The sequence below is a fragment of the Lacipirellula parvula genome (assembly GCF_009177095.1).
GTDB classification, from domain to species: domain Bacteria; phylum Planctomycetota; class Planctomycetia; order Pirellulales; family Lacipirellulaceae; genus Lacipirellula; species Lacipirellula parvula.
Genome location: NZ_AP021861.1, coordinates 44,281 through 70,733, shown reverse-complemented (window position 1 = coordinate 70,733; position 26,453 = coordinate 44,281). Strand labels below are relative to the sequence as shown.

Genomic DNA, 26,453 nt, shown 5'->3' with positions numbered 1-26,453 from the left:
GTCGAAAATAGGCTCACGACTCGGTGGATTCCATGCCCGCGTATCCTCGCAACAATCAAGTCAAGTACATCGTGCTCGACTTCGACGGTACTTGTACGCAAATCCCGGCCATTCAGGCTGAATACCTTGAACTATTCCGCCATGGCTTCGCGGAGCACATCGAGCATTTGCTGCACGAGCAGAAATACCACAGGCCGGAGGACAAGGGGAGCCACGGTCAGAGTCTTATTGCCGGTGGGCCGCTAACCGAGGTCGAGTGGCGACGCGCTCTTGAGGAAGTTCGCCGCCATTCGCCCGTCGCTGGTTGGATGCTCGGCGGCTGTTCGGCGGCGCCGGCCGCGGCGGATCCCTATATCCTTGCCGACGAATCGGCGAAGCTGGTCCTTCGCCGTCGCGGGATGAAGAATCCTTCTCTGCCTCCGACGATCAATGGAGAAGCATACGCCGCCGTGCCAGCGCCTTGGCGCCCCGAAACTAGGGAGGTATTTCAACGCCTCGTCAACGAGGGGATAAAAATTTTCATCGTCTCAAACTCCAGCACTGAATTCATCGAGGGTAGGCTGAAGCACCTGCTTGGCAACGATGCTGACTTACTGCAGGTCGTATCGGTGCATAGCGACGCCGGCAAGTTTCTCGTGCGGGAACTTGCGTGGGACGACTCAAGCCTTTCCGTTGACGCTAGGGCGATGTTTGCGGCGCTCTCCGCTGTCTCAGACGCGGGACCGGACGAAGAGCCCGAAAGACCGATTTATCTGAGGCGCGGCGCGTATTTCGAGGCTATCTGCCGCGTCCTGGGCGGCGATCTTGCTCAACTGAAAAACACCGTCTTCTGCGGCGATATCTGGGAAATGGATTTGGCGATGCCTTTCGCGCTCGGCGCGAATGTGCACCTTTTGGAACGAGCTCCGCCATTTCCAACGTATCCCTATGAAAAAGCAGCTCTCGCCGCCTGCCGCAATCGCGGACTGTGGAGTTCAGACCTTTCCGGCCTCTTGATGTGGTTAGATCGCGGCTCGGCGCGGCGTAGCGGGGCAGGGGGCTCAGCCGATTCGCCCGCAGCAGTCCAAGAAAATACCGCGGATCGGGTGAAGCGTCTTGAGTTCTATTATGCCGAGCATGCTGAACAGGCGCGCCAGCACGAGAATCAGCGCGAACGCATGACGAACCTCGTTTTGGGCGTTGCCGGCGCGTTGATCGGCGTGATGACTTTTGCAGATCTGGCGGTTTGGTCTCTTCCGGCCGCGTTGGCTGTGACGGCGCTGGGCGCCTACGGCTTGGTTTTCGCCCGGAAGCACTACGAGCGTAATCGTTACCATGTCTCGATTATGAGGGAGATCCGAAAAGAGATGGAATACGCGTGCGGCACGATGCTGCGTCCCTTCGACGTGCCGCCGAATCGGACGCTTGATCAGATCCGAAAAGCTGGAGTTAGGGCGCATTACGCAAACTTCGGACGGGAGGACCACAACGGCCCGAACGCCGAAAACCTGAAGCCAACGCACAAGGTCAAGAGGCGACGATCCTACGCACGGTGCATTATCCGGCTTCGCCTGCATCAAATGTGGGAGGGATTTCACTGGCTCATCCTGGGACTTGGCGCCTTCTTTTGCATCGTCGTCCTCACCAAATGGATGATGCCCTCGGACGATCAGCCCCTGAGAGTTCAACTCATCACAGGCGATACGACCGTTGGTCCTAAGCAAGAACGGCCAAACGTCGACGAGTGAGTCAATTGCTGTCGTAGCTGCCGACTTGAACCGCGGAATCGCGACAACCGAGCGTACCGGCACGGCAGCGGCGGCAGGTCGACCTCGAACGCCGATCGACCGGAATCATTTCTTAGCGCCGTCGCGCAGAGGCTTGAGCGGCGCGCAAGCGATGCGCGCGGTACTTCGGAAGAGCGCTGGTCAGACGTGGCATGGCGGCTCAGTTCTCCCCTGTGATCGCAAAACGGTATGTACCGTCTTGCGCTTCTGGGAAAACGCCGTACTGCCGACCACGGCAGGTAGATAAGTCGTTGTCTCGACGTGCCTTGGAAACAGTACGCCCGGAGGGATTCGAACCCCCAACCCCTGGTTCCGAAGACCAGTGCTCTATCCGATTGAGCTACGGACGCATGTTGCGTTCAACGCCTTCAAGCATACACCGGAAACTACGCAGCCGAAAGTCGCGGCCAATTCGCCGCTGCGGGCCGGTTCCCGCGCGATTGCTGCATCGTTTACTGCAGCCTGCCGAGCAGCGCCAGCAGCCCCACGAACACCGCCATAAAGCCGACCACCCACGCGGCGAAGCGGACGGCATGCTGCAGAATCGGCTTCATTAGTTCGTGTCGCGTCGCCGCGCAGACCAAGCTGACGCTCACGATCAGCGGCAACGAATACCAGATCGTCGCCACAGAGGCTCCGAGAATCAGCATGGAATTAATTTCAAGCATCGCGGTTGCGTCTTAAATGAATTGAACGAGCCGTACGGCGGCGCTTTCCGCCGCTCGCGAAACTTCACGTACTCTCATCGCTCTTGCGTTTCGGCAACAGCACCAACGGTCCGGCGTACGCGTCGCAAATCACCAAAATATTCAGCAGGCCGGCGATCACGGTGTAAATCGTGCCAACTTCAAACATCGGATGCATCGCGACAGTCCACTCAGCCAGTTGATTCGGCTGCTGCGACTTGTTGCCCGAAGCGTCGACCAACGATTGCGGCGTGTCGAACGGCGGCGCCATGAACCCGTCAAACAGCGCCGGCTGGCCTTGGCTTCGCAAGCGACGCTGCACAAGCGCGGGCATCGCCGGCAAGCCGACGCCCAGCTGGCAGTAGTATTGCCACCGCCATGGTTGTTGCCCCGGCATTGAGGCGTACACCGCCTTGCCTTGGCTCAAGAACAGCCCAAAGACGAACGTGCCGAACACGCACACGAAGAACAACGCTCCCTTACCCGTTCGCCCCTGATAAACGTGCCCGAGGCCAGGCACGAGCCACGCCAGCAGCGCAGCGATCCATGGTTCCTTGAGCTCGATCGCAATTGGCTGAGCGCTCTCAGGAACGTCGTACCCGGCGGGAAGAACGGCTTTCGCCATGGAATCTCGATGGTCAGATGGTCGGGAAGGAATGCGCCGGACGAGACCGCAGCGCGGGGCGCCGGCCATCGGTAATAACCAGCATGCCGCCATTCTACGGGGAAACGGAACTCAGCCCCAGGCCATCGCCCCCGCAGTGCGGCCATTCTTGGCATTCGCCGCACCAGACCGAATCTTCCCACGGCACGCAATTCTAGCCCCGGGCTCCGCCCGGGGGTCGGTATCCATTCCGATACGCATCGTTGCGCGCCGTGCTACCCCCGGGCGGAGCCCGGGGCTACAAGGACTCGGCGTAGCCGAGATCGCCGGCCCTACGGAGCCGAGATGGCCGCCGTCCGCGGTTTCGCCACCGCAGCAGCATGCTTCGCCGCCACGCGCACTTCAGGCTTCACCTCGACCGTCGCCGCGGCGACGACGACTGGCGGAGCGGCCGCCGGCGGAGCCTTATTGACGATCTTGGCGCCCACTTCCACGGCCGGCGTCGCGAGCTCATGGTTCACCGCCAGCGAGATCGGCGACGCTTCCACTTCGAGCGAGGCGAGCTGACGCCGGCCATCGGCCTCTTCGCCGCGCGGAGCCGCCGCCATCGCCAGCGCGATCGCAGTGCTCGCCTGATGCCGACTCTCTTTATTGGTGCGGACGGTGCCTTCGAGCTCGATGTGCACGAACGCCCCGCCCAAGCTCCGCGACAGGCGGCCTTGTTCATTCTTGGCGGCAGCTAGCGAGCGGAATGCAATGCCCGGCGTGTCGCCGTTCACTTGCTTGTTGTCGTCGTTGTCGGCGTCGAGTTCGGTGAAGACGTAGCTCGACATCCCTTGTTCGTCGAACGCCGAATCAAGCGCCGCAATCTCCGGCACAATGGCGCCGTCGCCCGTCGAGGCGACGACTTGCGTTCCCGCGGGGAACTTGTGCTTCTGTCCCGCGAACCCGTGAATCTGCCAAGCCGTTACTTGGGCGAGCGGGCCGATCCACGCGGCATGCACTTGGTGGAAAATGCTGTCGACCAGATCCGGCACGTCGGCCTTGTCGCGATGCGCCCCGGCCAGCAGCAGGCCGCGGGCTTCGCACTCCTCAAAAATCTGCCCGCCGACTTCCGGCGTGTGCATGTCAGCGTACGGATGCGGCACTTCAACGATCGCGTCGACCTTGCTCTGCGGATTGACGATGTACGAGCCCCAACCACGGAGCGTCTTCACAGCCTTGAGATTCTCACGCAGCACGTAGTACTCGTGCTGCGTGTCGACGTCGGTGAACTCGATCACCTCATAGCCAAGCTCCGCAGCCTTGCGGGCCGCGACTTTCACGTCGCCCCAGGCGAGGCTGGCCGCCATGTGGCGGAAGGCGTGCAGAACCGGGGTCGGATCGACGTAGGGGCGATCGTCCCGCGCCGGCGAGCCGAGGACGTATTCTTTGCCGGAAAGCTGTTCCACCAGCTCGGAGAAGTGGCCGTTTTGCTTGACGATCAGCTCGGCGTCAGCTGGACCAGCCAGCGCGCTGCAGGCGACGATCGCGAGTAACGACAGTACGGCCATACCCTTGCTCATAGGGGCGCCCTTTCCTTCTTCCATGAATTCGGAGGCGCGACAGCGGCCAGGCGTCATGCGCGGCGATGCTGCCGACGATACAGCTAACTCTCGGACTCGCTAGGCGAGCCCACGTAAACCAGTAGTCACTTCCGCGATCCACGGCCAACGCAAACGCGAGGTTAGCCGGTCGGCTTCAACGAGCCGCAGCAGGGCGACCATCGCCCGCGCAGACCCGTCGAAACACGGAAGTCGTCGCCGCCCGCAGCCTCTTGCGCAATCACCCAAGAGACCAACGGCGAACCGTAGCTGCGGCGGTGATTATCAGGAATGCCGCGAAGCGAGCAATACCGATTTCTCTCACCGCCAATGCCACCTTAACCGCCGTTGCGCGGGCAACGCAAGAAAAAAATCGGCCGCTACGGTCGATTCTGCGCATTGCCGCGGCCTCGCTCGCGCTCGGTCTAGCCCGAAAAAAACCGGAAACAAATGACGAGAGACGCCATGGAGGGCGTCGACCAGGACGAGCGGCGTCGATTTTGCGCCTCTTCCCGAATTCCCTCCTCTCAGCTCGCTAATTTGAAGGAGATGTAATCGTTGCGGCGAGTCGCACCGGGGCGCCGCCACTGCTACTACATACGCGACCGCAGGGCAGTTGGGTCGGAAGCTCTACGTCACTCGTCAACCGGATCAGAGAAAGCGACAAGCATGAACAGGCTCTCCGCACGGCAAGCCGGCGCCATCGTCGGCGCATGGATCATCTCCTTCGCCAGCTTCACGACGCTAGCACCCTTCGCGAGCGCCGACGTCTATCCCAACCCCTCGATCGCCGAGAACGCCCGCACCCCACGGGCTTTCGGCAAGAAGCGGGCGCTCTACTACGTCGTGCACGACGACAACGACCTCTTCACCCCCGCCGAATGGACCACCCGCGTCACCTCGATTCGCACGAAGGAACTCAGCACCCGGGAGTTCTTCGCGGAAAACTCCGGCGGCGAATTCGACATCTACTACGATCCGATCATCGTCGACGCCCCCATCCCCCTAAATGCCGACGGCACGCGGCCGAGCAACTGGTACACCCTCGCCAATAACATCGCCACCGGGACGTACGGGCTGAACCTTTCGAACTACTACATGTTCGCTTACGACGTCGTCGACACGACGTCCGACCCCGACCAGGGTTGGGCTGGCCTCTCGACCAGTAATCGCATCTATCTGCAATCGACGACCCAGCGCGTGATCAACCACGAAATCGGCCACCAAACCGGCGCCGACCACGCCAAGGCGATCCGCCAGCTCAGCGACGCCAACTACCATCCGTACTATTGGGACAAGGGCTCTGCGAGCTACAAGGCGTACGTCCCCGGCGTCTCGCCGTACGTCGCCGTCCCCTTCGGCGCCCCCACCTACGAGTACGGCAACCCGATCGACACGATGGGCTCCGGCACGGGTCAATTCCGTATTCGCGAGAAGCTCGAGGATCTCGGCTGGCTCGACGAGACGCAGGTTCCCGACCTCAACGACCTCGGCCCCGGCACGTTCAAGATCTACGCCCACGACCAGTTGCAATCCGTTACCGATCCGCAAGGAAACTTCGGCGTCGTCAAAGGGTACGATCCCAACGTCTTTTACGGGCTCACCTACGAACGTCCCGCCCAGCAGTTTTCCAAGACGCTCGGAAAGTTCCTTCCCACGACGCAAACGATCGATCTCGAATATCGCGCCGGCACGAACGGCGTGGCGTTCTACCTCGACGGCCAAATCGTCGACCTCGACCCCGCCGGCGGAACAACCAGTAGCAGCACCTTGCGGCTGCTCAAAGTCGGTCAATCGATCGAAGATCCCGACTTCGGCATGTCGACCTACCTCGTCGCCGCCGGCGCCATCAATCAGGTCCCCACGGGCGAGGACTTCCTCGACTACAACCCGCCGCCGCCGTCGCTGCTCACCGCCGACTGGTTCCACTTCGCCATCCTCGGCACGGGAAGCGACGCGATTGGCAGCTACATCCAGCTATCGGTGACCTCCGCCTCGTCGCTCAACGGCCTCGACGGCGATCTCAATCAAAACGGCCTCGTCGACATGACCGACGTGCAGTTCTTCGTCAGCGGCTGGCTCCACGACACGTCGATCCTCGACACGCACGGCAAGTACCTCAGCGGCGACATGAATTTCGACGGCGCCACCAACCTCTCGGATGTCTACCTGTTCCACAAAGCATGGCTCGCCGCGGGCAACGCCGCGATCAATCTGCAGGCGATGCTGCGGGGTGTTCCTGAACCGAGTTCGCTGCTGATCGTGCTTCCTGCCTTCGCGTTACTCGCCGCTCAACGCAGAAGGAATGGGGAAGGCGGAATGGGGAATGGGGAAAATACCGCGCCCCAACCCAACCAACCTTCCACTCGCTCCCCATTCCCCATTCCTCATTCCCCATTCGCTCTCCTCTCAATCGCTTGCGGCTTAGCGGCTACGTTCGTCGCCACGCGAGCCAACGCGAAACTCGTCTCGCACTTCTCCTTCGACGCCTCGACGCGCAACGGCCAAATCTACGCCAACCTTGTGCCAGGAGCCCTGCAAGCGACCGGGCAATCGAGCAGTTCCACGTTGCCGATCAACATTGCCGACGGCGCCATCGGCCAAGCCGTTCGGTTCGACGGCGCCACCAACTACCTCAACGCCACCACCTTGGCCATGCCCCGAAGCACGGTCGCGATGGCCTCCGGATCGATCGCCTTCTGGGTCCGCTCGTCCAGCGAGACCCAGCAGCAAGCCATCATGGGCGAGGTCAACAGCGGCACGAACACCGCCTTCTCCGTCGATTTCGGCGAGAGTTCCGTCGACGACTTCCGCGTCTATGTCCGAGCCCAAGGGGGCGCCGTCGCTGGCCCCAACACCGAGAATCCGCTCACCGGCTGGAACGACGGCGAGTGGCACCACATCGCGGCGACTTGGAGCAACTCCATCGTGACGAACAACGCCGTCTACTTCGACGGAGTTCCGGTCAGCAGCGCCCAGGCGGTCTCTCCCGGAGCCGTCTATAGCTCGTACCAATACTCGATGATGATCGGCGCGCTCAACTCCCGCGGCACGCCCACTCGGCATCTCGACGGCGACCTCGACGACCTTCGCATCTACGACAACGCCATCGATCTCGAAACCGTCCTCGGGCTCACGGGCAATCCGGTCCCTACGCTCAACGTCGATCGCGCGACCGGCGCGCTCACGCTGGTCAACACGACCAACGGCCCGCTAACGATGCTCGGCTACAGCATCCAGTCGCCCGGCAACAAACTCAACCAAGCGGCCTGGACCTCGATCGCCGACCACTACGACGCCGACCTCGCCGGCCCCAACCAAGTCGACCCCGACGACTCCTGGCTGAAGCTCTCGGCCCCAGCCAGCCACAGCGACCTGAGCGAGGCAAACCTCATCGACGCCGGCAACGGCGCGACGCTCGCCGTGGGCCAATCGGTCTCGCTGGGCGTCGGCGCCTGGACGCCGAGTGCTCTGGAAGACCTGAAGATGACGATCGTTCGCGCGGACGGGTCCACGCTCCCCGTGCTGGAGTCGTACGTCGGCGTCATCTCAAACGCCGACTTCAACTCGAACGGCGTCGTCGATGGCGCCGACTTCCTAGCCTGGCAACGCGGAACAGGCATCGCCGCCGGAGCCACTCGCGCCCAAGGCGACGCCAACAGCGACGGCGCGGTGAACGAGCTCGACCTCAACGTTTGGAAGCAGCAATTCGGCAACGCCACGCCCGCCATCGCCGCCGTCCCCGAGCCCGCCACGGCCTGCCTCTTGCTCGCCGCCTGCCTCGCCCTCAGCCCCGGGCTCCGCCCGGGGGGCGGCTTCCATTCCACGAATGGATCGCCTCGTCTAAGACGCTAACACAAGCGAGTAGTTTATTGCCTCCTTCTGAATTTTGTGGCTCCCTCCCCCCGGAGGGGAGGGCTGGGGAGGGGGGTGGAACGCTGGTACCCGCCGCCGTCACCCCTCCCTAACCCTCCCCCTCAAGGGGAGGGGACCAGAGGGTTTCGTTTGATTGGATCCTTCAGCGAATAGCTGCGAATAAGCAGGGCTAAAACAGGCTTCAACTTCGTCTCTCAGCCCCCCTCCACGCCTCGCCCAAGGAGCTATAAATCCACCCCAGAATTTGCTAAAATGCCGGGTCCTCGCAGCCTGCCCGCCCCGGGCGGAACAGGCCGCCCGAATCACCGCAGAAGGATCCCCGCGTGTCGACCGATAATTTCGATGGACCTGACGCTCCGAAGTTCCCCGGCGTGCCGAACGGCTTCAACGACCAAGAGCAAAACATCGCCGCTCGCCTGATCGATCTGCCGATCGAGGACGAGCTGAAGGACAGCTACCTCACCTACGCGATGAGCGTCATCGTCAGCCGCGCGCTCCCCGACGTGCGCGACGGTCTGAAGCCTTCGCAGCGCCGCATTCTGGTCGCCATGAACGACCTGAATCTCAGCCCCGGCGCCGCTCGCGTGAAATGCGCGAAGATCTCCGGCGACACCAGCGGTAACTACCACCCGCACGGCGAATCGGTCATCTACCCCACGCTCGTCCGCATGGCCCAGGAATGGAACATGCGCCACGTGCTGGTCGACAAGCAGGGTAACTTCGGCAGCATCGCTGGCCTCCCTCCGGCCGCCATGCGGTATACGGAAGCGCGGATGTCCCCCTTCGCGTCGTTGATGCTCGACGACCTGAAGCTCGACACCGTCGACTTCGTCCCCAGCTACGACGAACGCCATCTTGAACCAACCGTTCTGCCGTCGAAGTTCCCGAACCTGCTCGTCAACGGCTCGGGCGGCATCGCCGTCGGCATGGCCACGAGCATCCCGCCGCACAACCTCGTCGAAGTCTGCAGCGCTCTGATCGCGCTGCTCGACAACCCGGCCGTCAGCATCGCCGAGCTGATGGAACACGTGCAGGGCCCCGACTTCCCCACCGGCGGCATCATCTGCGGCCGCACCGGCATCCGTCGCGGCTACATGACCGGCCGCAGCACCGTCCTCGTCCGCGCCCGCACCACGATCGACGACAGCGGCAAGAAGGCCCGCATCCTCATTCACGAGATTCCCTACCAGCAATCGCGCGACGCGGTGATCCTCAAGATCGCCGCCCTCGCCGGCGAAGGGAAAATCCCCGGCATCTCGGACGTTCGCGACGAGAGCGATCTCAAGGAACCGGTCCGCATCATCATCGAGCTCAAGCGCGACGCCGATCCCGACGTGGTGCTGAACCAGCTCTACAAGTTCTCGCCGCTTCAAGACACGATCTCGATCATCTTGCTCGCGCTCGTCGACGGCAAGCCGCGCGTCCTCACGCTCAAGGAGATGCTCGAGGAGTTCATCCGCCATCGCGTGACGGTCATCCGCAGGCGGACGCAGTTCCTGCTCGCCCGCGCGCGCAAACGCAAGCACACGGTGCAGGGTTTGCTGCTCGCCCATGCGAACATCGACGAAGTGATCCGCGTGATCCGCTCGTCGAAAACGCAGCCCGAGGCCAAGATCCGCTTGATGGAGATCAAGACCCCCGGCGCCATGCTCAAGCGAGCGCTTGGCGACGAGGGCTACGCGCAGTTCCAAGCCGAGCGGGGCGTCGCGGAGGAGTACTCGCTCACGCCGGTGCAGGCCGACGCGATCCTACGGATGACGCTCGGCCAGTTGGTGAATCTCGAGCAAGAGAAGCTCGCCGACGAGCATGCCGAGTTGCTGGCTGAAATCATCGACCTCAGCGGCATCCTCGCCAGCCCGGCCCGCATCAACGGCATCATTCGCGATGACTGCGAAATGCTGATGAAGCGCGGCGACGCCCGTCGCACCGAAATCAGCGGCGAAGAAGTCGGCGAAGTCGACCTCGAAGATCTGATCGAGGAAGAGACGATGGTCGTCTCGATCAGCCATCAGGGTTACATCAAGCGGACTCCGGCCAGCACCTACCGCGCGCAACGCCGCGGCGGCAAGGGGATCAAAGGCGCCAAGGCCGACGACGACGATCCGGTCGAGCACCTGTTCGTCACCAGCACGCACGATTACCTGCTGTTCTTCACAAACCTCGGCAAGTGCTACTGGCAGAAGGTCTACAATCTGCCGGCCCTCTCGCGCGAAAGCAAAGGCCGCGCGGTGGTGAACCTGCTCAACCTCGCCGAGGGCGAGCAAATCGCCAACTGCCAAGCGATTCGGGACTTCGACCTCCCCGATCACTGCCTAATGATGGCTACCCGCAAGGGCCTCGTGAAGAAGACCGCGCTAAAGGCCTACGGCCGACCGCTGAAGACCGGCATCATCGCAATCAAACTGAAGGAAGGCGACGAGCTGATCGACGTCGTCGTCACCAAGCCGGGCGACGAGATCATCCTCGCCACCTCGCTCGGCATGGCGATCCGCTTCAGCGAAGCCGACGCCCGCCCGATGGGCCGCAACTCGAGCGGCGTGAAGGGGATCAGCCTCGGCAAGAACGACTCGCTCGTCGGCATGGTCGTCGCCGACCCCGACGCAACGCTGCTCACCGCCTGCCTCAACGGCTACGGCAAGCGGACCCCGTTCGGCCCCAACGCCGCCCCCGGCGAAGTCGCCCCGCTGGCCGACGACGCCGATGGCGCCACGCCGACCCCCGCAGCCGCGGAACCAGCCGCCGCTGAAGACGAGTCGTCGTCGAGCTTCCGCTACCGCACGCAAAACCGTGGCGGCAAAGGCCTCCGCGACATCAAGACCACCGACCGCAACGGCCCGGTGGTGAGCATCGTCCGCGTCGACGACACGGAAGAGCTGCTGATGATGACCGCCCGCGGCAAGATCCAACGGATCAAGGTGAGCGACCTCAACATCATCGGCCGCAACACGCAGGGCGTCCGCATCATGTCGCTCGACGAAACCGACAGCATCGCCGCTGTGGTTCGCGTGCCGCAGGAAGAGGGCGGCGCCGAAGAGGCCGCTGTCGAACCAACCGCGGAAGCTTAATCCCGCAAACGGGTGGCATGTCGTCGCGGAGCGTCGACATGTAGAACCGCGTTGGAGCGCCTGCGAGGGCTCGGCATGCTCACGCCTGAGGGGCGAGAGCATGCCGCCCGACGATTAGCGTCTCGCTAAATCGCCACGTAGAATGCAGGGATCTCGAGATTCCCGCTCTCGTCAAGCAAAGTGCTATGCGTCACCACGACTCTAGTCGAACTTGGCTCGCCACGCTGTTCGTCGCCCTAACCGCGACTGGCGCGGGCTCTAGTTTGATCGCCGCAGCGGAGCCGGCAATCAAACTCGACAGAGAGACGACTTTCATCACCAACCCGCTCGCTGAGGATGACTTGCCAAACTACGCCCAAGCGATCATAGATCGCCAAGCGAAGGGCGTGACCGAGGATAACAATGGAGCAATCATCTTTTGGCAAGCGATGGGGCCGAGTGGGGTTAGCGATGACGACTTTCAACGTATCTGCGGTGCCTTAAGAATTGATCCGCAGACTTGCCAGCCACGCTTCGACGGCCCGCGCACAGAGCTTTTTGAGCAGAGGCTCGTCGAGTGGCTCCAATCGCAAGATCCTACCCTCAATACGGCGAGCGCTGCCGAACTGTCCCAGCAAGTGATCAACGCCGTCACAGATGGAAGGCTACTCGCCTCAAGCGTACCGCCCGCGACCTCATGGTTGAAAGCAAATGAACAGCGGCTCGATCAACTCATCGCCAGCGCTGCACGGCCTCGATTCTACAGCCCCCCTCCGAACCTCTTGCAAGATCAGTCCAGCGAACTGGCCCTCGTTACTCTGCCCGATGCTGAACAACTTCGCAGCGCCGCCTGTGCTCTTGCACTTCGCGCCAATTGGCGCCTTTCCAAGAAACAGTGCGCAGAAGCCTGGCAGGACGCATGGGCCATGTGGCAGCAGAGCAATCAAGCGAATCAGGGATGGACGGTGATCAACTCACTAGTCTGCGTTTCGCTACGCGAACGTGCGGGTCGAGTAACGCTTGCAATACTTCAGTCGCCTGAAGTTTCTACGAAGTTGCTCCATCAGATACGGAATGACCTCTCGACCTTGGAGCAGTCGACCGATCTCGCGCCGATTATTGACTTCGGCGAACGTTGCGTGGCGATGGACATCTGTCTGCGACTATTCCGTGGCCGACTTGGCGGACTAAATGTCGAAGACGCCGACTCCTTGACTAGACTCCGAACGATCGATTTCGACGAATCGCAGGTGCTTCTCATCGTCAATGACTGGCATGACCGCGTCGCACGCGCCGCACGTGAGCCACAGTCTCGCCGCCGCGTGAGAGTTCAAAAGCAGCTATTCGCCGAACTAGCGGAATCAGTCCCCCTCGTGACGGAATCGCTCAACCGCGATCAACGGTCGCGAGCAGTTGGAGATGCGCTCGCATACTACCTTCTCGACGCAGTAGCCTCGGGATTCAAAGCCAAGAGTCGCGACGAGACTCGACTGCGGCTACTGCGCGTCGCTGTTGAGCTCGCCGTCTACCGCGCCGAGCACAACGGCTATCCAACGTCGCTCGACGAACTCGCTCTCGACGACGCGACGCTCCTCGGCGACCCGTACTCCGACGAACGCCTTATCTACCGGCGAACACGTGACGGGTATCTCCTTTACAGCCTCTTCGAAGACAAGGACAACGACAACGGCTCCGACTTCACCGGGGAAATCAGAGACGGCGCATGGGTCGAATCAGATGAAGTCGAACGCCGTGAACACGACGACTGCGACCTCGCCATCCGCCTGCCGTTGCCGCCGTTTCAACTGCCGGTTGAAGCCACTTCCGATGATACAGAGCCGTGAGCCGCTTCCAGTCCGCGTGCTTTGGGCCCGGCGCCTCGGGTCGATTCAGCGATCGCGGACCTTGATAGCCTCGCCCGCTTACGCCGACGCCGCCAGTTCCTGCAGCCGAGCCTCCACCAGATTCGTCAGCTCCCGATTCAGCGACGCGAATTCCTCGAACCGGCCGACGCGGCGCCGCAGTTCCGGCAGCAGTTCGCTCGGCTGCAGGGGAGGGCGTTTGACTTTCGGCGTCTCGCGGACGATCTCGTGAATCCCGGCCATCGAACTTCCTTGTTGAATGCGGAGTGTAACCAATCGGCGAGCGTTCGCTCAGCCAGTTGTAAACGCCGCTCGCGCGGCAGATTGAATTTGTTCCAACGGCAACAAACGCTCTGCCGCGAGCTTCGCACACGCGTCGTACTCCGGCGAGAACCGTTCGCTCCCGTCAGGCAGCGTCGCGACGATGCCACCCACTTCACCATGAGCCGTCGACACCGTCGTCGTTCGCCGCGGCAAGACGATGCGTTCGACCGTCGAACGTCGCACGCCGAGCGCCGTCGTCTCGCGGAAGATCACTGCAGCGAGCGCCTCCGCATCCGCCGGCCGGCACTGCACAGCCAGCAGCACGCCCGGCCGGCTCTTCTTCATCGCCAGCGGAGTCGTCGACACATCGAGGGCGCCAGCTTGCCGCAGCCGTTCGCTCGCGAACCCAATCGCCTCGCCGGTAACGTCGTCGAGGTTGGTTTCGAGCAAGACAATCGTGTCGCTCATCGAGGGCGTGGCCTTGGCAGACGATTCGCCCACCAGCAATCGCAGCAAATTTGGATGCGTAAAATCTTTCTGCCCGGCGCCGTAGCCAATCGTTTCGACGGTCATCGCCGGCAACGGGCCGAACTCACCGACCAGCGCCGCCACAATCGCCGCCCCCGTCGGCGTCGTCAGCTCGCCCTCTGCAGCAAAGTCGGCCAGCGGAATGCCGCGCAGCAGCTCGCCGGTCGCTGGCGCCGGAATCGAACACCGCCCGTGAGCGATCTGCACAAACCCCGTCCCCGTCGGCACCGGCGAACAAACGATCCGCTCGACGCCAAGCAGGTCCCACGCGATCGCGCTGCCGACGATGTCGGCAATCGAATCGACGGCGCCCACCTCGTGGAAGTGAACCTTCTGAATCGTCGTGCCGTGGACCTTCGCCTCGGCCTCGGCGAGCTTGCCAAAGATCCGCAGCGCGAGTTCCCGCTGCCGCGCAGTCAACACGCTGCCGGCGATCATCGCTTCGATGTGATGCAAATGGCGATGCTTGTGCTCCGGCTCATGCTCCACCGTGAGCTGCGTCGCGCGGAATCCACACTTCTTCGTCTCTTGGACGACGAGCCGGCAACTCGGCAGGCCGAGCGAATCAATCCCCGCCTGCACCGCGGCCAGATCGACGCCCGCGTCGACGAGGGCGCCGAGCGTCATGTCGCCGCTAATGCCGCTAGCGCAATCGAGGTAAGCAATTCGCATCGTTCGTCATTCCATCCGCCTGCCAGCAATGCTGGCGCCAGCGGTTCAAAGTTCACGTTGTAGTATCGTCGCAGGGCCGGCCGTCATTGTAGGAAAGCTACGCGAGGCCGGAAATCATGCCACGCCCCGCGCCGGAGCCTGAACTCGATCCTGTGGGAGGCGTCTCCGACGCCGATTTGATTCTCCATGCCGCGTTAGTATGGACCGCGGCTTCGGCGTCGGAGACGCCTCCCACAACCATCATTCTCCGCCAGTAGCCCGCCGCCGTTGAGGAAAAAAGACGAATCGACTACCCTCCGTCGCCTCTCTCAACAAACCGCCCACTCGACACAGGACGCGCCATGGCCGTTGCCTTCACCGCTGCTGAGCATCACGCCGGCGTCGCCGCGGCGCCGCTCCCCGCCCGGCTGAAGCTCCTGTTCATCGCCGCTAGTCGCGGCGCCGCCACGTGGCTCGCCAACGCCTTCGCCGTCGATGGGGCCGCGCAAATCACCGTCGAGGAAGCGATCGGCGAAGCATCCGGCCTCGCTCGCCTCCGCCACGAAGCGTTCGACGCGATCCTCATCGGCCACGAGCCGCTAGTGTTCGACGGCCTGGAACTCGCCACGGCCCTCCGCACCGGCGGGCACGACGCCCCGATTCTGCTGCTCGGCCACGAACCGCCGGCAACGCTCGACGCCCTGTGCTACGAAGCGGGCGCCGACGATTATTGCTGCCTCGCCGAGACCACCGTTCGCGGTCTGCTTTGGAAGTTCTCGCGGGCGATCGAGCGTGCCGCGCTCAGTCGCGAGAACCGCCGGCTAATCCAAGCCGAACGCCACCGCCTGCAGCAAGAGCGCCAAGAAGCAGAACGCCTGCTTGAGCAACAGCGGGCGCTAATCGCAGACTTGGAAGAACTAAGTGCAGGCCGCCAGCCGCCGCCAGTCACGTTATCGCTCATCGCCGACGCCGACGGCTTATTAGCCGACGACGCGCCCTGCATTGGGATCGACCTCCTCGCAATGGCGCCGCGCGAGCCGCACCCGCTGCCGCCGGAACTCGTCGCTCACTATCGCGAACTGCTGCGAGCCTACGTGATCATGGGCGCCGGCAACCTCGCCCGCGAAATGTCCGACCTCGCGACGCTGCTGGCCGAGGCGAACGTCTCAGCCCAGCGAGCACTGCAGCTCCACCTGCAAGTCCTCGAAGAGCTGGTGCAGGGGCTCGGCAATCGGAGCGCCCGGCACGTGATGAACCGGGCCGACCTGCTCGCCCTGGAGGTGATGAGCCACTTGGCAGACGGCTACCGGCAGCGCTATCATGAGCGCCGCCACCCGGCCCGCCAGCAGCTGCTGCCGGGGTTTGAACGGGCGGCATAGTTTATAAAAAACCCTTCGGCTCCCTCCCCCTTGAGGGGAGGGCTGGGGAGGGGGTAGATCGCTGGTACCAGCTGCAGTCACCCCTCCCTAACCCTCCCCATCAAGGGGAGGGGACCACAAGATCATTTATTAGGCTCTTCACTACAGAAACGCCCATGAGCGACGCCACCACCACCGTCGAAGAGCTCCGCCAAATCATTCGCCAGTTCGTCGAAGAACGCGATTGGCGCCAGTTCCACGCTCCGAAAAACGTCTCGATGGCCCTCGCCGTCGAAGCCGCGGAACTGATGGAACACTTCCAGTGGCTCGACGTCGACGCCTCGCGGAAGCTGCCTGAAGACGCTGAGAAGCTAGCCGCCATTGGCGAAGAACTCGCCGACGTCATCGGCTACTCGTTTGCGCTCGCCAACGAGCTCGGCATCGACGTCTCCGACGCCATCCGCAACAAGATGGTGAAGAACCGCCTCAAATACCCCGCCGAGGAATTCCGCGGCCGGTATCGCCGCGATGGCTGAGCCAATCAAGAAACTCGCGATCGTCGGCGCCAGCGTTCGCGCGGCGGCTTTCTCCGCGCTGCGGGCCGGCTACGAAGTCGTCGCCGCCGACCTCTTCGCCGACGCGGACTTGCGGGCGCACTGCGACGTCACGCGGATTGAATCGGGCTACCCCGAATCGATCGCCGACTGGCTGTCGCACACGGAATGCGACGGTTGGCTCTTCACCGGCGCGATGGAAAACCATCACGAGCTGATCACCTCGCTCGCGAAAGTGCGGCCCCTCATCGGCTGCAGCGGCGGGGCGATCCGCGCCACTCGCAATCCGCTCTTGCTGCAGCCGGTCATTCACGCCGCCGGTCTCTGGTTTCCTGAGACCGTCGAAACGCCCGACAAGCTGCCGCTCGATCGCTCGTGGCTTTGCAAAACCTACCGCAGCGCCAACGGCTCCGGCGTCTGGCTCCTCGACGGCGCCGAGTCTCGCCAACGGGCGCTCGACGCGGAAGCCTACTTCCAACGCTTCATCGGCGGCGCCTCCGCGGCCGCGGTGTTCGTCTGCTCGCGCAATGGCTCGCAGTTGCTCGGCGTCACGCACCAACTCGTCGGCGACGCCGCGGCGCGAGCGAAGCCTTGGCACTACTCCGGCTCCGTCGGCCCGCTGCAAGTAAGCGACGCCGTCGCCGTGCAACTCGCGCGGCTCGGCGAACTCCTGAGCGAGCGCTTCAAACTCCTCGGCCTCGTCGGCGTCGACCTCGTGATCCATGGCGAGAAGGCCTGGATCATCGAAATCAACCCGCGCTACTCATCCTCCGCTGAAATTGTCGAACGGATGACCGGCGTCAACGCCGTCGAGGCGCACGTCAACGCCTGCCAAGGTGAACTGGCAGAGCCCGTGCCCTCGCAACGTTCCAGCAAGACCAGTTCGAAAACAGACGACGAACCGCTCATCCACGGCAAGACAATCCTCTACGCTAAACGCGAGGCCTTGGTAAGCGACGAGTTCCACGCCTGGGCGATGAGCCACTCGTCGCTCGACTCCGCGGCGTGCCAACTTGCCGACATCCCCGCCGCCGGCGAAGGCATCGTCCTCGGGCAGCCAATCCTCACCGCGTTCGCCGCCGCCCCTGCCGCAAAGTACGATAGCGAGATGAAGCGGCTGCTCGCCCAAGTCGAATCCCGACTCTATCCCGAGGAGTAAGCCATGCGACTCGGAGTCGTCAGCGATTCGCACGGCCACGTCGAGGTCACCCGCCCCGCGATCCGCATGCTGGAAAGCCTGCAGGTCGATCGCGTCGTCCACTGCGGCGACATCGGTTCGATCGCGGTCGTCGAGCTGTTCGCCCAGTGGCCGACCGATTTCGTCTTCGGCAACTGCGACTACGACCACGCCGAATTCGCCACCGCGATCGAACGAGCAGGGCAGACCTGCCACGGCGCCTTCGGCGACCTCGCAATCGGCGACCGCCGCATCGCGCTCATTCACAGCGACGACCGCCGCCGCTTCCAGGAAGCGATCCGCTCTGGCGATTACGACCTCGTCTGCTACGGCCACACCCACGTCGCGGCGATCGAGCGGATCGGCGAGACGCTCGTCCTCAATCCGGGCGCCCTCTACCGAGCGAATCCTCATTCGCTAGCAATCGTCGACCTGCCGACGCTCGAGGCAACGATCATCCCGCTGTAGCCGTCGCGTGCCCCCGTCAGCGGCAACCTTCCGCCGCCGCTGCTTCAGCATTGGGCACTCCCGCGGCCGCTGGCACCGCCTGCCGCGACAGGGCCGGCACTGGGCCATAACAGCGAAAACACCGCTATTTCTCGCATGCTAGCGAACCAAACGGCCCGGATTTTCGTTCTTTTTATAGGCGGGCATGCCGTTTGCTTCCCTATTTCGACCGAAGATTGTGGTAGTGGCCGCACGGTGCGCGAGCAAACGGCGGCTGCTTCACGACAAGGATGTTGCCCACGAATCTTCTTGGCGCAGTTGCGCCGCTGGTTTCGCGAAGCCCACGGCTTCCACAAACTGCGGCCCGAGACTCGTCAAGGCGGAGAGTTACGATGAACAACCGATTTGAAAACCGTTCGCAGTCAAGCGACTTCGAAGGCCAGATAGAGGAATCCGAAGCGTTGATTTGGGACCTACTCGACGACGAGTTGGACGAAGCCGATTTCGCCCGCTTGGTATCACTGCTCGAAGAGAACTCGACCGTGCGTTCGCGCTACGTCGACTGCGTGCAACTTCACGTCGACCTGCAGGAATACTTCGGCCAGAAAGCGCTGAATGAGAAGCAACGCGGCGGAACGCCGGTCGTCGCCAACGCCTTGCCCGGGTTGGCAGGTCTGCCTGGCTTTCCGACAGTGATTCAATAATCGCCAGCCAACGAAACACTGGAAACTGTGAGTTAGCCGGCGGCGCCGCGCCCAACAGGGCCAACAGCGGCGCCGGCTAACCACGCAAGTCACGACTGCACCCCGTCGCAATCTGGGGCCTGCAACGTTTCCCACGCCTCCCTCCCGGGGCCCCAGATTGCGTTTTTCTCGCCGCTCGGCGGCTTAGCTGCCTTTTTCGGCCGCGGTCGGGCACGATCTGCCCGTTTCCTTCCCCGCCCCCGCCAGCTATTCTGCGGGACTGTCGCGCACCTTCCGCCGCGACCGCGAACCCCGTCCCCGCGAAGCGGTCCTTGCTTGGCCCCTGTCGCTTTTCCCACTTCCCCTTTCGAAAGTCCCTCCCACGGCTAAGAAACCTGCCAGCAAGGCGGCCAAAGGCGACGACCCCAACGAAAAGGTCATCGCCCACAACCGCAAGGCTCGCCATAACTACGAAGTCGTCGACACGCTCGAGTGCGGCATCATGCTCGTCGGCAGCGAGGTCAAATCGCTGCGCGCGGGGCTCGTCTCGATCGAAGAAGCCTACGCGCGGATGGAAAAGCGGGAGGTCTGGCTCGTCGCCGCCGACATCCAGGAATACAAAAACGCGAACGCCTGGAACCACGAGCCCAAGCGCCGCCGCAAGCTCCTCCTCCACCGCCGCGAGATCGACAAGTTCGCCGGCTTCGCCTACGAGAAAAACTTCACGCTCGTTCCGCTAAAGCTGTACTTCAAAGAAGGCCGAGCCAAAGTCCTGCTCGGCATCTGCCGCGGTAAGAAGAACTACGACAAACGCGAGTCGATCAAGAAGGGCGACATGCAACGCGACATCGACCGCGCCATGCGCCGCGGCCGGTAACTGCTGAGTGACACGCGCCCTAGCCCCGGGCTCTGCCCGGGGGTCGCTCACCATTCCGCACGACCCAACCTACTAGTGTTGTGGCCCCCTTCCCCCTTGAGGGGAGGGCTGGGGAGGGGGTGGAACGTTGGTACCAGCTTCAATCACCCCTCCCTAACCCTCCCCCTCAAGGGGAGGGGACCTCAAAGTTTAGTTTTCTTTGAGGTCGGAGAGATGCAGCTGAGCGCGTTACTCCGCCTCAACGAGCAGCGAAACCGCCTGCCCCGTCGTCCGGTGATTCAACAACAACGCCAACGGCGACGCCGCATTCGCCAGTTCCGTCGCCACATTCACCGGGCATTTCGGATCGGGCGTTTCGTAATTCAGCGTCGGCGCCACCAGCCCGCGTTGCAGCCCGAGCAGCGTCATCGCCAGTTCCACCGCTCCGCACGCGGCGCCGACGTTGCCGATGTAGCTCTTCAGCGCCGTCACCGGCACATCCCCCAGCGTCCGGCGAATCGCCGCCGCCTCGATTCGGTCGTCAATTTCGGTGCTCAGCCCATGGGCGCTCACATGTCCGACGTCGCCCGGCTTCACACCGGCCGAGGCGAGCGCCGCCTCGATCGCCTGCCCAATCGCTTGCCCCGTTGGCTGGTAAGACGCCGTCGCCGCCTCGTACCGCCGCCCGTAGCCAGCAATCCTGGCCAGCGGCTTGGCCCCCCGCGCCAGGGCATGTTCCCGCGTCTCCAGGACGAACATCGCCGCCCCTTCGCCGCCGACCATCCCGTCGCGATCGGCGTCGAACGGCCGGCAAGCCCGCTCTGGCTCATCAACCCGCTGCGACAGCCGGGCGCCCGCGTGCCAGATGAGATCCATCCAGCCAATGCTCGAGCTCGCCCCGCCGGCCAGCATCACGTCGGCGTGCCCCCGGGCCACCACGTCCGCCGCCTCAATGAGCGCGAGCAGCCCCGACACATCGCCCGCCACAATCGAATTGCTCGGCCCGCGGGCGTCGTGGGCGATACTCACATGGGCCGGCGCCATGTTCGGCAGGTACTTCAGCAGCCACAGCGGAAAGACTTCCCGCAGGCCGGTATTTCCCCAGCGGTTGAAATCGAAGATCCCGTCCCCCGAATCGCTCGCATGACACGCCGCGGCCAGTTCCGGCATTTCGGGGCAGAACATGTTCGACCCGCTCGTCACGCCCAGCCGGTCGGGGTCGATATTTGCCCCGTCGAGCCCCGCCGCAGCCCACGCCATTTCCGACGCGGTAAAGCCGAGCTGCGTCTCCCGCGACATCACCTTGAGTGATTTCCGCGGTTTGACGAACTCCTTTGGGTCGAAATCGGCCACGTCGCCGGCGATCGGAATCGGCAGCTCCGCCTGCAGCAGTTCGGGCACGGCCCGCACGCCGCTCTGTCCCCGCTCAATCGACGCCCATACGGCATCGGCGCCGACGCCAATCGGACAGACGATCCCCAGGCCGGTGACGACGACTTCAGGCACAGTGAGATCGCGGGGGGGACGTGCGGTAGGCCTGGAAAACTCGCCCGAAAACCCGGGGGCCAGAATCTTGCCAGTCTAACTACGGGTCTAGGGGGCAACAAGCAGCACGTCGGCCGCCCCCGGGCCAGGGCATGACCCCGCCCGAGAATTGGGCAGTTGTACCATTTGGGGGGCTGTCCGCACGGTGGGGTTCCGCTGACCTTGCCATCCGAGCAGCCTTGATCGAAGAGTTCGCCCTCCGCCGTCCGATCCAGACTTTTGGTTGGTGCACCGCCGCGGGGCAACGCACCGAACGACTGAGCGTGCGGGGCTTGAACGTGTCGCAGATCTCGATTTCCGAGCCGACCCGCGGGGCCGGCCCGCTGGGCGGGTTCTCGTTGTCGCAGGCTCGTACGATCGTTGGCGGATCGTTCCGCCCCAATCCCTGGATCTACTGGACCGACTTCCTCACGAGTTGGTCGATCGGCGTCGCCGCCTTCGCCGGGGTCACCCATCCGCAACTTCTGGCGTCGAACGCCCTCTGGCACAACGCCGACCTCGCCGCCCGCACCGACTGGCACTGGCCAGCCACGGTGGCGATGTTCTTCGTGTCGTCGCTGCTCTACTACCGCTGCTCGCTGTTCATTCACGAGCTCGTCCACATCCGCGCCGACGAATTCAAAACGTTCCGATTTGTCTGGAACATGCTCTGCGGGATTCCCTTCCTGATCCCGTCGTTCGTCTACTACACGCATCTCGACCATCACCGCCGCAAACACTACGGCACGCACGAAGACGGCGAATACATCTCGCTGTCGAACATGCCGGCTCGCGCGATCCTGATCTACCTATCGCAGATCCTCGTGCTGCCGATCCTCGGCGTCGTGCGGTGGGGAATCCTGACGCCGATGACTTGGTTCAGCCCGCGCTTGCGGAACTGGGTCCACCAACACATGTCGTCGATGATCATGGATCCCAAATATATCCGCCCGCTGCCGACGAAGAAGGCGCTGCGGATCATTCGCATGCAGGAAGTCTGCTGCTTCCTCTTCATCTGCTTCGTCGGCGTGCGGATGACGATGAGCTACGGGCTACTGTTCAACGAACCGTTGCCGCCTTCGATGCTGCTGCAGATTTACCTCACCGGCGTGTTTATCGTCGCGATGAACTCGCTCCGCACGCTCGGCGCCCACCGCTGGACGAGCCACGGCACCGAAATGAACTTCGTCGAGCAAATGCTCGACTCGATCAATTACCCTCACGCCCCGCTCATCGGCGGGCTCTGGGCGCCGATCGGCCTGCGGTTCCACGCGCTGCATCACATCTTCCCGACGATGCCGTACCACGCGATGGCGAAGGCCCATCGCCGGTTGATGGCCGAGCTGCCCGCCGACTCGCCCTATCGCCAGACCGAGGCCCGCTCGCTGACGATGGAGATCATCCGTCTCTGGAAACGCGCCCGCGCGAACGAGCAAGCGCCCGCGGAAGATCCGCAATCAATCACCCGCCGCAGCGCGTAACCCGCCGCGCGTTTGATCCCTTATTAGCCCCCGGTTCTTCAAACCGGGGGCCCACTGCGGCGTCCACTCACCCCCCGGTTTAAAGAACCGGGGGCTAAAGCGCACTCATCAAACCTTACGCTGTTCCAGCTTCGGCAAGAACGCCGCAATGATCCCCATCAGCGGCAAGTAAGCGCAAAACTGAAACACCTGCTCCAAACTGGTCCGATCGGCCCAGTACCCGAGCACCGCCGCCGCGATCGCACTAATCCCGAACGCGAAGCCAAAGAACAGCCCCGCCACGGCGCCGACTCGTCCCGGCAACAGTTCTTGAGCGAACACCAAGATCGCCGAGAACGCCGACGCCAAGATCGCCCCGATGAACACCGTGAGGACGATCGTCCCCACCATCCCGGCATGGGGCAAGGCCAGCGCGAATGGCGCCACGCCGAGGATTGAAAACCAAATGACGACCTTGCGGCCAAACCGATCGCCGAGCGGCCCGCCCGCAAACGTCCCCGCCGCCACCGCGAACAAGAACGCGAACGACGCCTGCAACGCCTGCTGATCGCTCAACCCGAACTTGGTTTTCATGTACATCGGGTAGTAGCTCGTGAAGCTCACGAGGTAAACGTACTTCGACAGCACGAGCGCCACCAACACGCCGATGGCGCTCGCCACCTGCCGCCGCGAGAGATAGGCGTGCCGCTGCGGCTTCGAGACGATTCCCTTCGCCGCCCGCGTCGCCAATTTCGCGTGATACCACGCGCCAATGCGAGTCAGCACGATAATGCCCGCCAGCGCGATCAACGAGAACCAGGCGATGTTCCCCTGGCCGTACGGAATCACGAGCGCCGAAGCGAGCAACGGCCCCAGCGACGTCCCGAAGTTGCCGCCGACCTGAAACAACGACTGCGCAAACCCATGCCGCCCGCCCGCGGCCATGTGGGCCATTCGCGACGCTTCAGGATGGAAGATGCTCGACCCCGTTCCCACGAGCGCCGCCGACGCCATCAGCGTTACCAGCGACCGCGCTTGGGAAAAACAAAGCAGCCCCACGAGCGTCAGCCCCATCCCAATCGCCAACGAATACGGCTTTGGCCGGCGGTCGGTATACAACCCCACCACCGGCTGCAACAGCGACGCGGTGAGTTGGAACGCGAACGTAATGAGGCCGATGTCGAAGTAATCGAGCTTCAGCGAGCCCTGCAGCAACACATAGGTCGCCGGAATCAACGACTGAATAATGTCGTTGAGCATGTGAGCCACGCTAATCGCCAGCAGCACCTTCAGCGCCGTCTTCTCGACGACCGGCGTCGACGGGGGCAACTCGCTGGAAAGGGCGGACGCGGCGGGACTGCTCATCGGTGGGCTCGAAGTGCATTGGGGCGAGACGAAAGTCATCGCCGGCAGGAGCTTCAATCTTACGGCAAGCAGGACCGTCCGACTATGCGAGTGGTTCGCCGCGACGGCGCCAACGCCCCGTAACTTCGGAAAGCCGCGATCCGCCATTGACGTGGCAGAAAATAACACGTTGCTTTCGGCCGCGCATAGCGCCACACTAAACAGACGTTCACAAGCCATCTCAAACGAGAACCAGACCTCGCAAAAGATGGCCGGTGAAACGACGAACCGCTGGCGCCGCCGCAGCTGTGGGAGGCGTCTCCGACGCCGATGACGGCCGCCGCTTCACATCGCTAATGCGCGGCCGAACCGTGCCGCAGCAGCCGCTTGCGGCTCAGCGTTTCGCCCGCCCGTTACCCCTTCATGTCGCGTCCAATGCGACACTAAAACACGACACGACATCGCAATCCCAATCACCGCAACAAGTTACCGCCAATGCTTAGTGTCGCCTAAAATCGCTTTTTGCAATTAAGCCCAAAGCGACACGACACGAACGCAAAATTCGCCGTCGGAGCATGATCGGAATCGCTGGAATCAAATCGAACGCCAACGGCGTTCCATCATCCAGCCCGGGGTTGATCGCAGCAGCGATCTACCCCGGGAAACACCCCCGCACACCATCCCCAACCCTGAAAGGGTTGCAGCATACAGACAACTCAAATCAACGCGCCAATTAAAGAGTCATCTAGTAAAATAACCTCCACGCGATTCCGCCGCGATCCGTTCGATCAGCAATTCGGAGCGACCGATGTTGCAGCAAGAACTCCTGGCGCTCCTGCCAATAGAACTCCGCTACGAGCGCGTCCCGCTCGCCGACGGCGACAACGCCTACGAATGTTGGGCGCAAGGCATTGCCGCGTATCGCGAGCCAACCTTTCCGCCGCTCTGGTTCGACCAGCTAGAGCGTAACCCCGACGAAGACTGGCCGACGCCGCTCGAACCTGCCGAACGCGAAACGATGCGGGCCTGGGTCGAATCGAACCAACAAGCGATCGATCTGTGCGACGAGGGGGCTTCGCGAGCGAAGTTTCACTGGCCGATCTTTACCGAGCATTGGAGCGAGCGCGCCGATGTGCTATCGCCAGGCCTCCAGCTGCGGCAACTCGCCCAGCTGCGTTGGGCCCGCGCTCAGCTCGCGGCAGACGACGGAGCCTCGCAACTCGCCGCCGACGAGCTCCGGAAAACACTCCAATTTTTGGGGCTCATTGTCCGCGGCGAAGGGGGCTGGGCCGAATGCGTCATCGTCATGGTCACGATTCGCCAAACGGTCGACGCCCTCCGTCGCTTGGTCATGCAATTCGATCTGCCGGCGGCGACGCGACGCGATCTCATCGACGCGTTGCGCGGACTGCCGGCATTCGACCAGTGCATGCAGGTTGGGATGCGAGTCGACCTCTGCATAGAACGGCTAGTCGACTTGAATCGCCTCCCCGACGACGGCGACTCGCCTCAACTCGTCGACGCGCTGCTCGAATACTATTTCTATCAGCTGAAAACTCTCGATGTGACGTTGGAGCTGTGCGACGAACCGCTGCTGGACCGCGAACTCGCAGCGCAGCGGCTTGAACTCCGACGCCGACAACTCCAGCGATTGCTCGCCGGCCACCCTCGTCCGTTCGACAAGCCGGCGACCGCGCGGCTCATGGGCGAGCAGACCGCCGAGTTTCTACGTGAGCTAACGTCCCCCGCGGCGCCTAGCTCAACTTGGTTTTCCCAGCAGGCGCGAGAGCTCTACGCATGGTTCGCTCCCGACGCCGCGCAACGCCTCGCTTACGCTTGGCCCGAGATGCTGGGCCCCCACTTCCCGTTGGAGATGTTCGGCGACGACCCGTTGGCGCAGCAGCAACGAGATTGGGTCTCCAGCGGATTGACCGGCCTGACGCGCTGGCGGATCGCACGCAGCATGCGACCGCTGACCAACAAGCGCGTGAAGCGCTATGCCCAGCGACTCCGCGCGATCCACAATCCCGTGGGGAAAGTGATCGCTCAACGCACGGTGTCGCCGCACGCTGCTCGCCAATCGGCGATTGATTGCACCGCCAGCGTCGCGCGGGCGATTGAAGGACTAAATGGCGGCTGGCGAACAAGAACTGCTTATCTTCGTCTCGCTCCGGCGGGTCGTTGAC

At 63.1% G+C, this 26,453-nt stretch carries 20 protein-coding genes and 1 tRNA gene; 13 read left to right on the top strand and 8 right to left on the bottom strand.

The features are described from left to right. The first annotated feature begins 32 nt into the window (after positions 1–32). Positions 33–1,727 (top strand): HAD family hydrolase, encoded by a 1,695-nt coding sequence (locus PLANPX_RS00255; protein ID WP_152096788.1) that lies wholly within the window; start codon positions 33–35, stop codon positions 1,725–1,727. Between the two features lie 315 nt (positions 1,728–2,042). Here the strand turns inward: PLANPX_RS00255 and PLANPX_RS00250 are convergent. The 4 genes from PLANPX_RS00250 to PLANPX_RS00235 all read right to left on the bottom strand — a co-directional run bounded on the left by PLANPX_RS00250 (position 2,043) and on the right by PLANPX_RS00235 (position 4,621). Further along, positions 2,043–2,116, bottom strand: a tRNA-Arg gene (locus tag PLANPX_RS00250). A 102-nt stretch (positions 2,117–2,218) separates the two neighbouring features. After that, positions 2,219–2,434 carry a hypothetical protein gene (locus PLANPX_RS00245; RefSeq protein WP_172991757.1) on the bottom strand — a complete coding sequence of 72 codons (216 nt, stop codon included), beginning with the start codon at positions 2,432–2,434 and terminating at the stop codon, positions 2,219–2,221. Between the two features lie 64 nt (positions 2,435–2,498). Next, on the bottom strand, positions 2,499–3,077 hold the full coding sequence (locus tag PLANPX_RS00240) for a DUF6677 family protein (protein WP_152096787.1): 579 nt from the start codon (positions 3,075–3,077) through the stop codon (positions 2,499–2,501). 311 nt (positions 3,078–3,388) lie between these two features. Beyond that, entirely contained in the window at positions 3,389–4,621 is a 1,233-nt protein-coding gene (locus PLANPX_RS00235) for a hypothetical protein (RefSeq protein WP_152096786.1), read from the bottom strand. A gap of 687 nt (positions 4,622–5,308) precedes the next feature. On the opposite strand from PLANPX_RS00235, the gene PLANPX_RS00230 reads away from it, so the two are divergent. The 3 genes from PLANPX_RS00230 (at position 5,309) to PLANPX_RS00220 (ending at position 13,403) form a co-directional block, all read left to right on the top strand. Further along, positions 5,309–8,494, top strand: coding sequence for a LamG-like jellyroll fold domain-containing protein (locus tag PLANPX_RS00230; RefSeq protein ID WP_152096785.1), 3,186 nt, complete (start codon positions 5,309–5,311; stop codon positions 8,492–8,494). 392 nt (positions 8,495–8,886) lie between these two features. Continuing rightward, positions 8,887–11,580: a DNA gyrase subunit A gene (gene gyrA, locus PLANPX_RS00225; protein ID WP_232536450.1), complete on the top strand. Its 2,694-nt coding sequence runs from the start codon at positions 8,887–8,889 to the stop codon at positions 11,578–11,580. A 185-nt stretch (positions 11,581–11,765) separates the two neighbouring features. Next, positions 11,766–13,403 (top strand): hypothetical protein, encoded by a 1,638-nt coding sequence (locus PLANPX_RS00220; protein WP_152096783.1) that lies wholly within the window; start codon positions 11,766–11,768, stop codon positions 13,401–13,403. A 78-nt stretch (positions 13,404–13,481) separates the two neighbouring features. Here the strand turns inward: PLANPX_RS00220 and PLANPX_RS00215 are convergent, their stop codons facing one another. Both PLANPX_RS00215 and larC read right to left on the bottom strand, forming a co-directional pair. Then, positions 13,482–13,664, bottom strand: a complete 183-nt coding sequence (locus PLANPX_RS00215) for a hypothetical protein (RefSeq protein ID WP_152096782.1) — start codon at positions 13,662–13,664, stop codon at positions 13,482–13,484. A 48-nt stretch (positions 13,665–13,712) separates the two neighbouring features. Next, positions 13,713–14,885 carry a nickel pincer cofactor biosynthesis protein LarC gene (gene larC / locus PLANPX_RS00210; RefSeq protein ID WP_152096781.1) on the bottom strand — a complete coding sequence of 391 codons (1,173 nt, stop codon included), beginning with the start codon at positions 14,883–14,885 and terminating at the stop codon, positions 13,713–13,715. A gap of 116 nt (positions 14,886–15,001) precedes the next feature. Here larC and PLANPX_RS27070 point away from each other — a divergent pair, with 116 nt between their 5' ends. From PLANPX_RS27070 to smpB, 7 genes are all read left to right on the top strand, one after another. Then, a complete protein-coding gene (locus tag PLANPX_RS27070) occupies positions 15,002–15,142 on the top strand; it encodes a hypothetical protein (protein ID WP_172991756.1) in 141 nt (46 codons plus the stop codon). Positions 15,143–15,226: 84 nt separating this feature from the next. Next, complete coding sequence (locus tag PLANPX_RS00205; protein ID WP_152096780.1) at positions 15,227–16,243, top strand: hypothetical protein; 1,017 nt, start codon at positions 15,227–15,229, stop codon at positions 16,241–16,243. A 155-nt stretch (positions 16,244–16,398) separates the two neighbouring features. Continuing rightward, the gene (locus tag PLANPX_RS00200) at positions 16,399–16,758 is read left to right on the top strand and encodes a nucleotide pyrophosphohydrolase (protein WP_152096779.1); all 360 of its coding nucleotides are present in this window, start codon (positions 16,399–16,401) and stop codon (positions 16,756–16,758) included. Beyond that, complete coding sequence (locus tag PLANPX_RS00195) at positions 16,751–17,935, top strand: ATP-grasp domain-containing protein (RefSeq protein WP_152096778.1); 1,185 nt, start codon at positions 16,751–16,753, stop codon at positions 17,933–17,935. Before PLANPX_RS00200 ends, PLANPX_RS00195 begins: the two co-directional genes overlap by 8 nt. Before the next feature lie 3 nt (positions 17,936–17,938). After that, positions 17,939–18,421: a YfcE family phosphodiesterase gene (locus PLANPX_RS00190; RefSeq protein ID WP_152096777.1), complete on the top strand. Its 483-nt coding sequence runs from the start codon at positions 17,939–17,941 to the stop codon at positions 18,419–18,421. Between the two features lie 371 nt (positions 18,422–18,792). Further along, positions 18,793–19,104: a hypothetical protein gene (locus tag PLANPX_RS00185; RefSeq protein ID WP_152096776.1), complete on the top strand. Its 312-nt coding sequence runs from the start codon at positions 18,793–18,795 to the stop codon at positions 19,102–19,104. A 187-nt stretch (positions 19,105–19,291) separates the two neighbouring features. Further along, positions 19,292–19,960: an SsrA-binding protein SmpB gene (smpB, locus tag PLANPX_RS00180; protein WP_338034249.1), complete on the top strand. Its 669-nt coding sequence runs from the start codon at positions 19,292–19,294 to the stop codon at positions 19,958–19,960. Positions 19,961–20,188: 228 nt separating this feature from the next. Here smpB and PLANPX_RS00175 read toward each other — a convergent pair whose 3' ends face one another. Further along, on the bottom strand, positions 20,189–21,445 hold the full coding sequence (locus tag PLANPX_RS00175; protein ID WP_152096774.1) for a beta-ketoacyl-[acyl-carrier-protein] synthase family protein: 1,257 nt from the start codon (positions 21,443–21,445) through the stop codon (positions 20,189–20,191). 218 nt (positions 21,446–21,663) lie between these two features. On the opposite strand from PLANPX_RS00175, the gene PLANPX_RS00170 reads away from it, so the two are divergent. After that, positions 21,664–22,944 (top strand): fatty acid desaturase family protein, encoded by a 1,281-nt coding sequence (locus tag PLANPX_RS00170; protein WP_232536262.1) that lies wholly within the window; start codon positions 21,664–21,666, stop codon positions 22,942–22,944. A 108-nt stretch (positions 22,945–23,052) separates the two neighbouring features. On the opposite strand, the gene PLANPX_RS00165 is transcribed toward PLANPX_RS00170, so the two are convergent. Further along, positions 23,053–24,288 carry an MFS transporter gene (locus tag PLANPX_RS00165; RefSeq protein WP_172991755.1) on the bottom strand — a complete coding sequence of 412 codons (1,236 nt, stop codon included), beginning with the start codon at positions 24,286–24,288 and terminating at the stop codon, positions 23,053–23,055. Between the two features lie 787 nt (positions 24,289–25,075). Between PLANPX_RS00165 and PLANPX_RS00160 the strand changes: the two genes are divergently transcribed. After that, a complete protein-coding gene (locus tag PLANPX_RS00160) occupies positions 25,076–26,452 on the top strand; it encodes a hypothetical protein (RefSeq protein WP_152096772.1) in 1,377 nt (458 codons plus the stop codon). The last annotated feature ends 1 nt before the right edge of the window (position 26,453 follow it).

Coding starts and splice junctions, on each gene's coding strand:
- PLANPX_RS00255 (WP_152096788.1), top strand. CDS start 33: ATGCCCGCGTATCCTCGCAACAATCAAGTCAAGTACATCGTGCTCGAC.
- PLANPX_RS00245 (WP_172991757.1), bottom strand. CDS start 2,434: ATGCTTGAAATTAATTCCATGCTGATTCTCGGAGCCTCTGTGGCGACG.
- PLANPX_RS00240 (WP_152096787.1), bottom strand. CDS start 3,077: ATGGCGAAAGCCGTTCTTCCCGCCGGGTACGACGTTCCTGAGAGCGCT.
- PLANPX_RS00235 (WP_152096786.1), bottom strand. CDS start 4,621: ATGAGCAAGGGTATGGCCGTACTGTCGTTACTCGCGATCGTCGCCTGC.
- PLANPX_RS00230 (WP_152096785.1), top strand. CDS start 5,309: ATGAACAGGCTCTCCGCACGGCAAGCCGGCGCCATCGTCGGCGCATGG.
- PLANPX_RS00220 (WP_152096783.1), top strand. CDS start 11,766: ATGCGTCACCACGACTCTAGTCGAACTTGGCTCGCCACGCTGTTCGTC.
- PLANPX_RS00215 (WP_152096782.1), bottom strand. CDS start 13,664: ATGGCCGGGATTCACGAGATCGTCCGCGAGACGCCGAAAGTCAAACGC.
- larC (WP_152096781.1), bottom strand. CDS start 14,885: ATGCGAATTGCTTACCTCGATTGCGCTAGCGGCATTAGCGGCGACATG.
- PLANPX_RS27070 (WP_172991756.1), top strand. CDS start 15,002: ATGCCACGCCCCGCGCCGGAGCCTGAACTCGATCCTGTGGGAGGCGTC.
- PLANPX_RS00205 (WP_152096780.1), top strand. CDS start 15,227: ATGGCCGTTGCCTTCACCGCTGCTGAGCATCACGCCGGCGTCGCCGCG.
- PLANPX_RS00200 (WP_152096779.1), top strand. CDS start 16,399: ATGAGCGACGCCACCACCACCGTCGAAGAGCTCCGCCAAATCATTCGC.
- PLANPX_RS00195 (WP_152096778.1), top strand. CDS start 16,751: ATGGCTGAGCCAATCAAGAAACTCGCGATCGTCGGCGCCAGCGTTCGC.
- PLANPX_RS00190 (WP_152096777.1), top strand. CDS start 17,939: ATGCGACTCGGAGTCGTCAGCGATTCGCACGGCCACGTCGAGGTCACC.
- PLANPX_RS00185 (WP_152096776.1), top strand. CDS start 18,793: ATGAACAACCGATTTGAAAACCGTTCGCAGTCAAGCGACTTCGAAGGC.
- PLANPX_RS00165 (WP_172991755.1), bottom strand. CDS start 24,288: ATGAGCAGTCCCGCCGCGTCCGCCCTTTCCAGCGAGTTGCCCCCGTCG.
- PLANPX_RS00160 (WP_152096772.1), top strand. CDS start 25,076: ATGTTGCAGCAAGAACTCCTGGCGCTCCTGCCAATAGAACTCCGCTAC.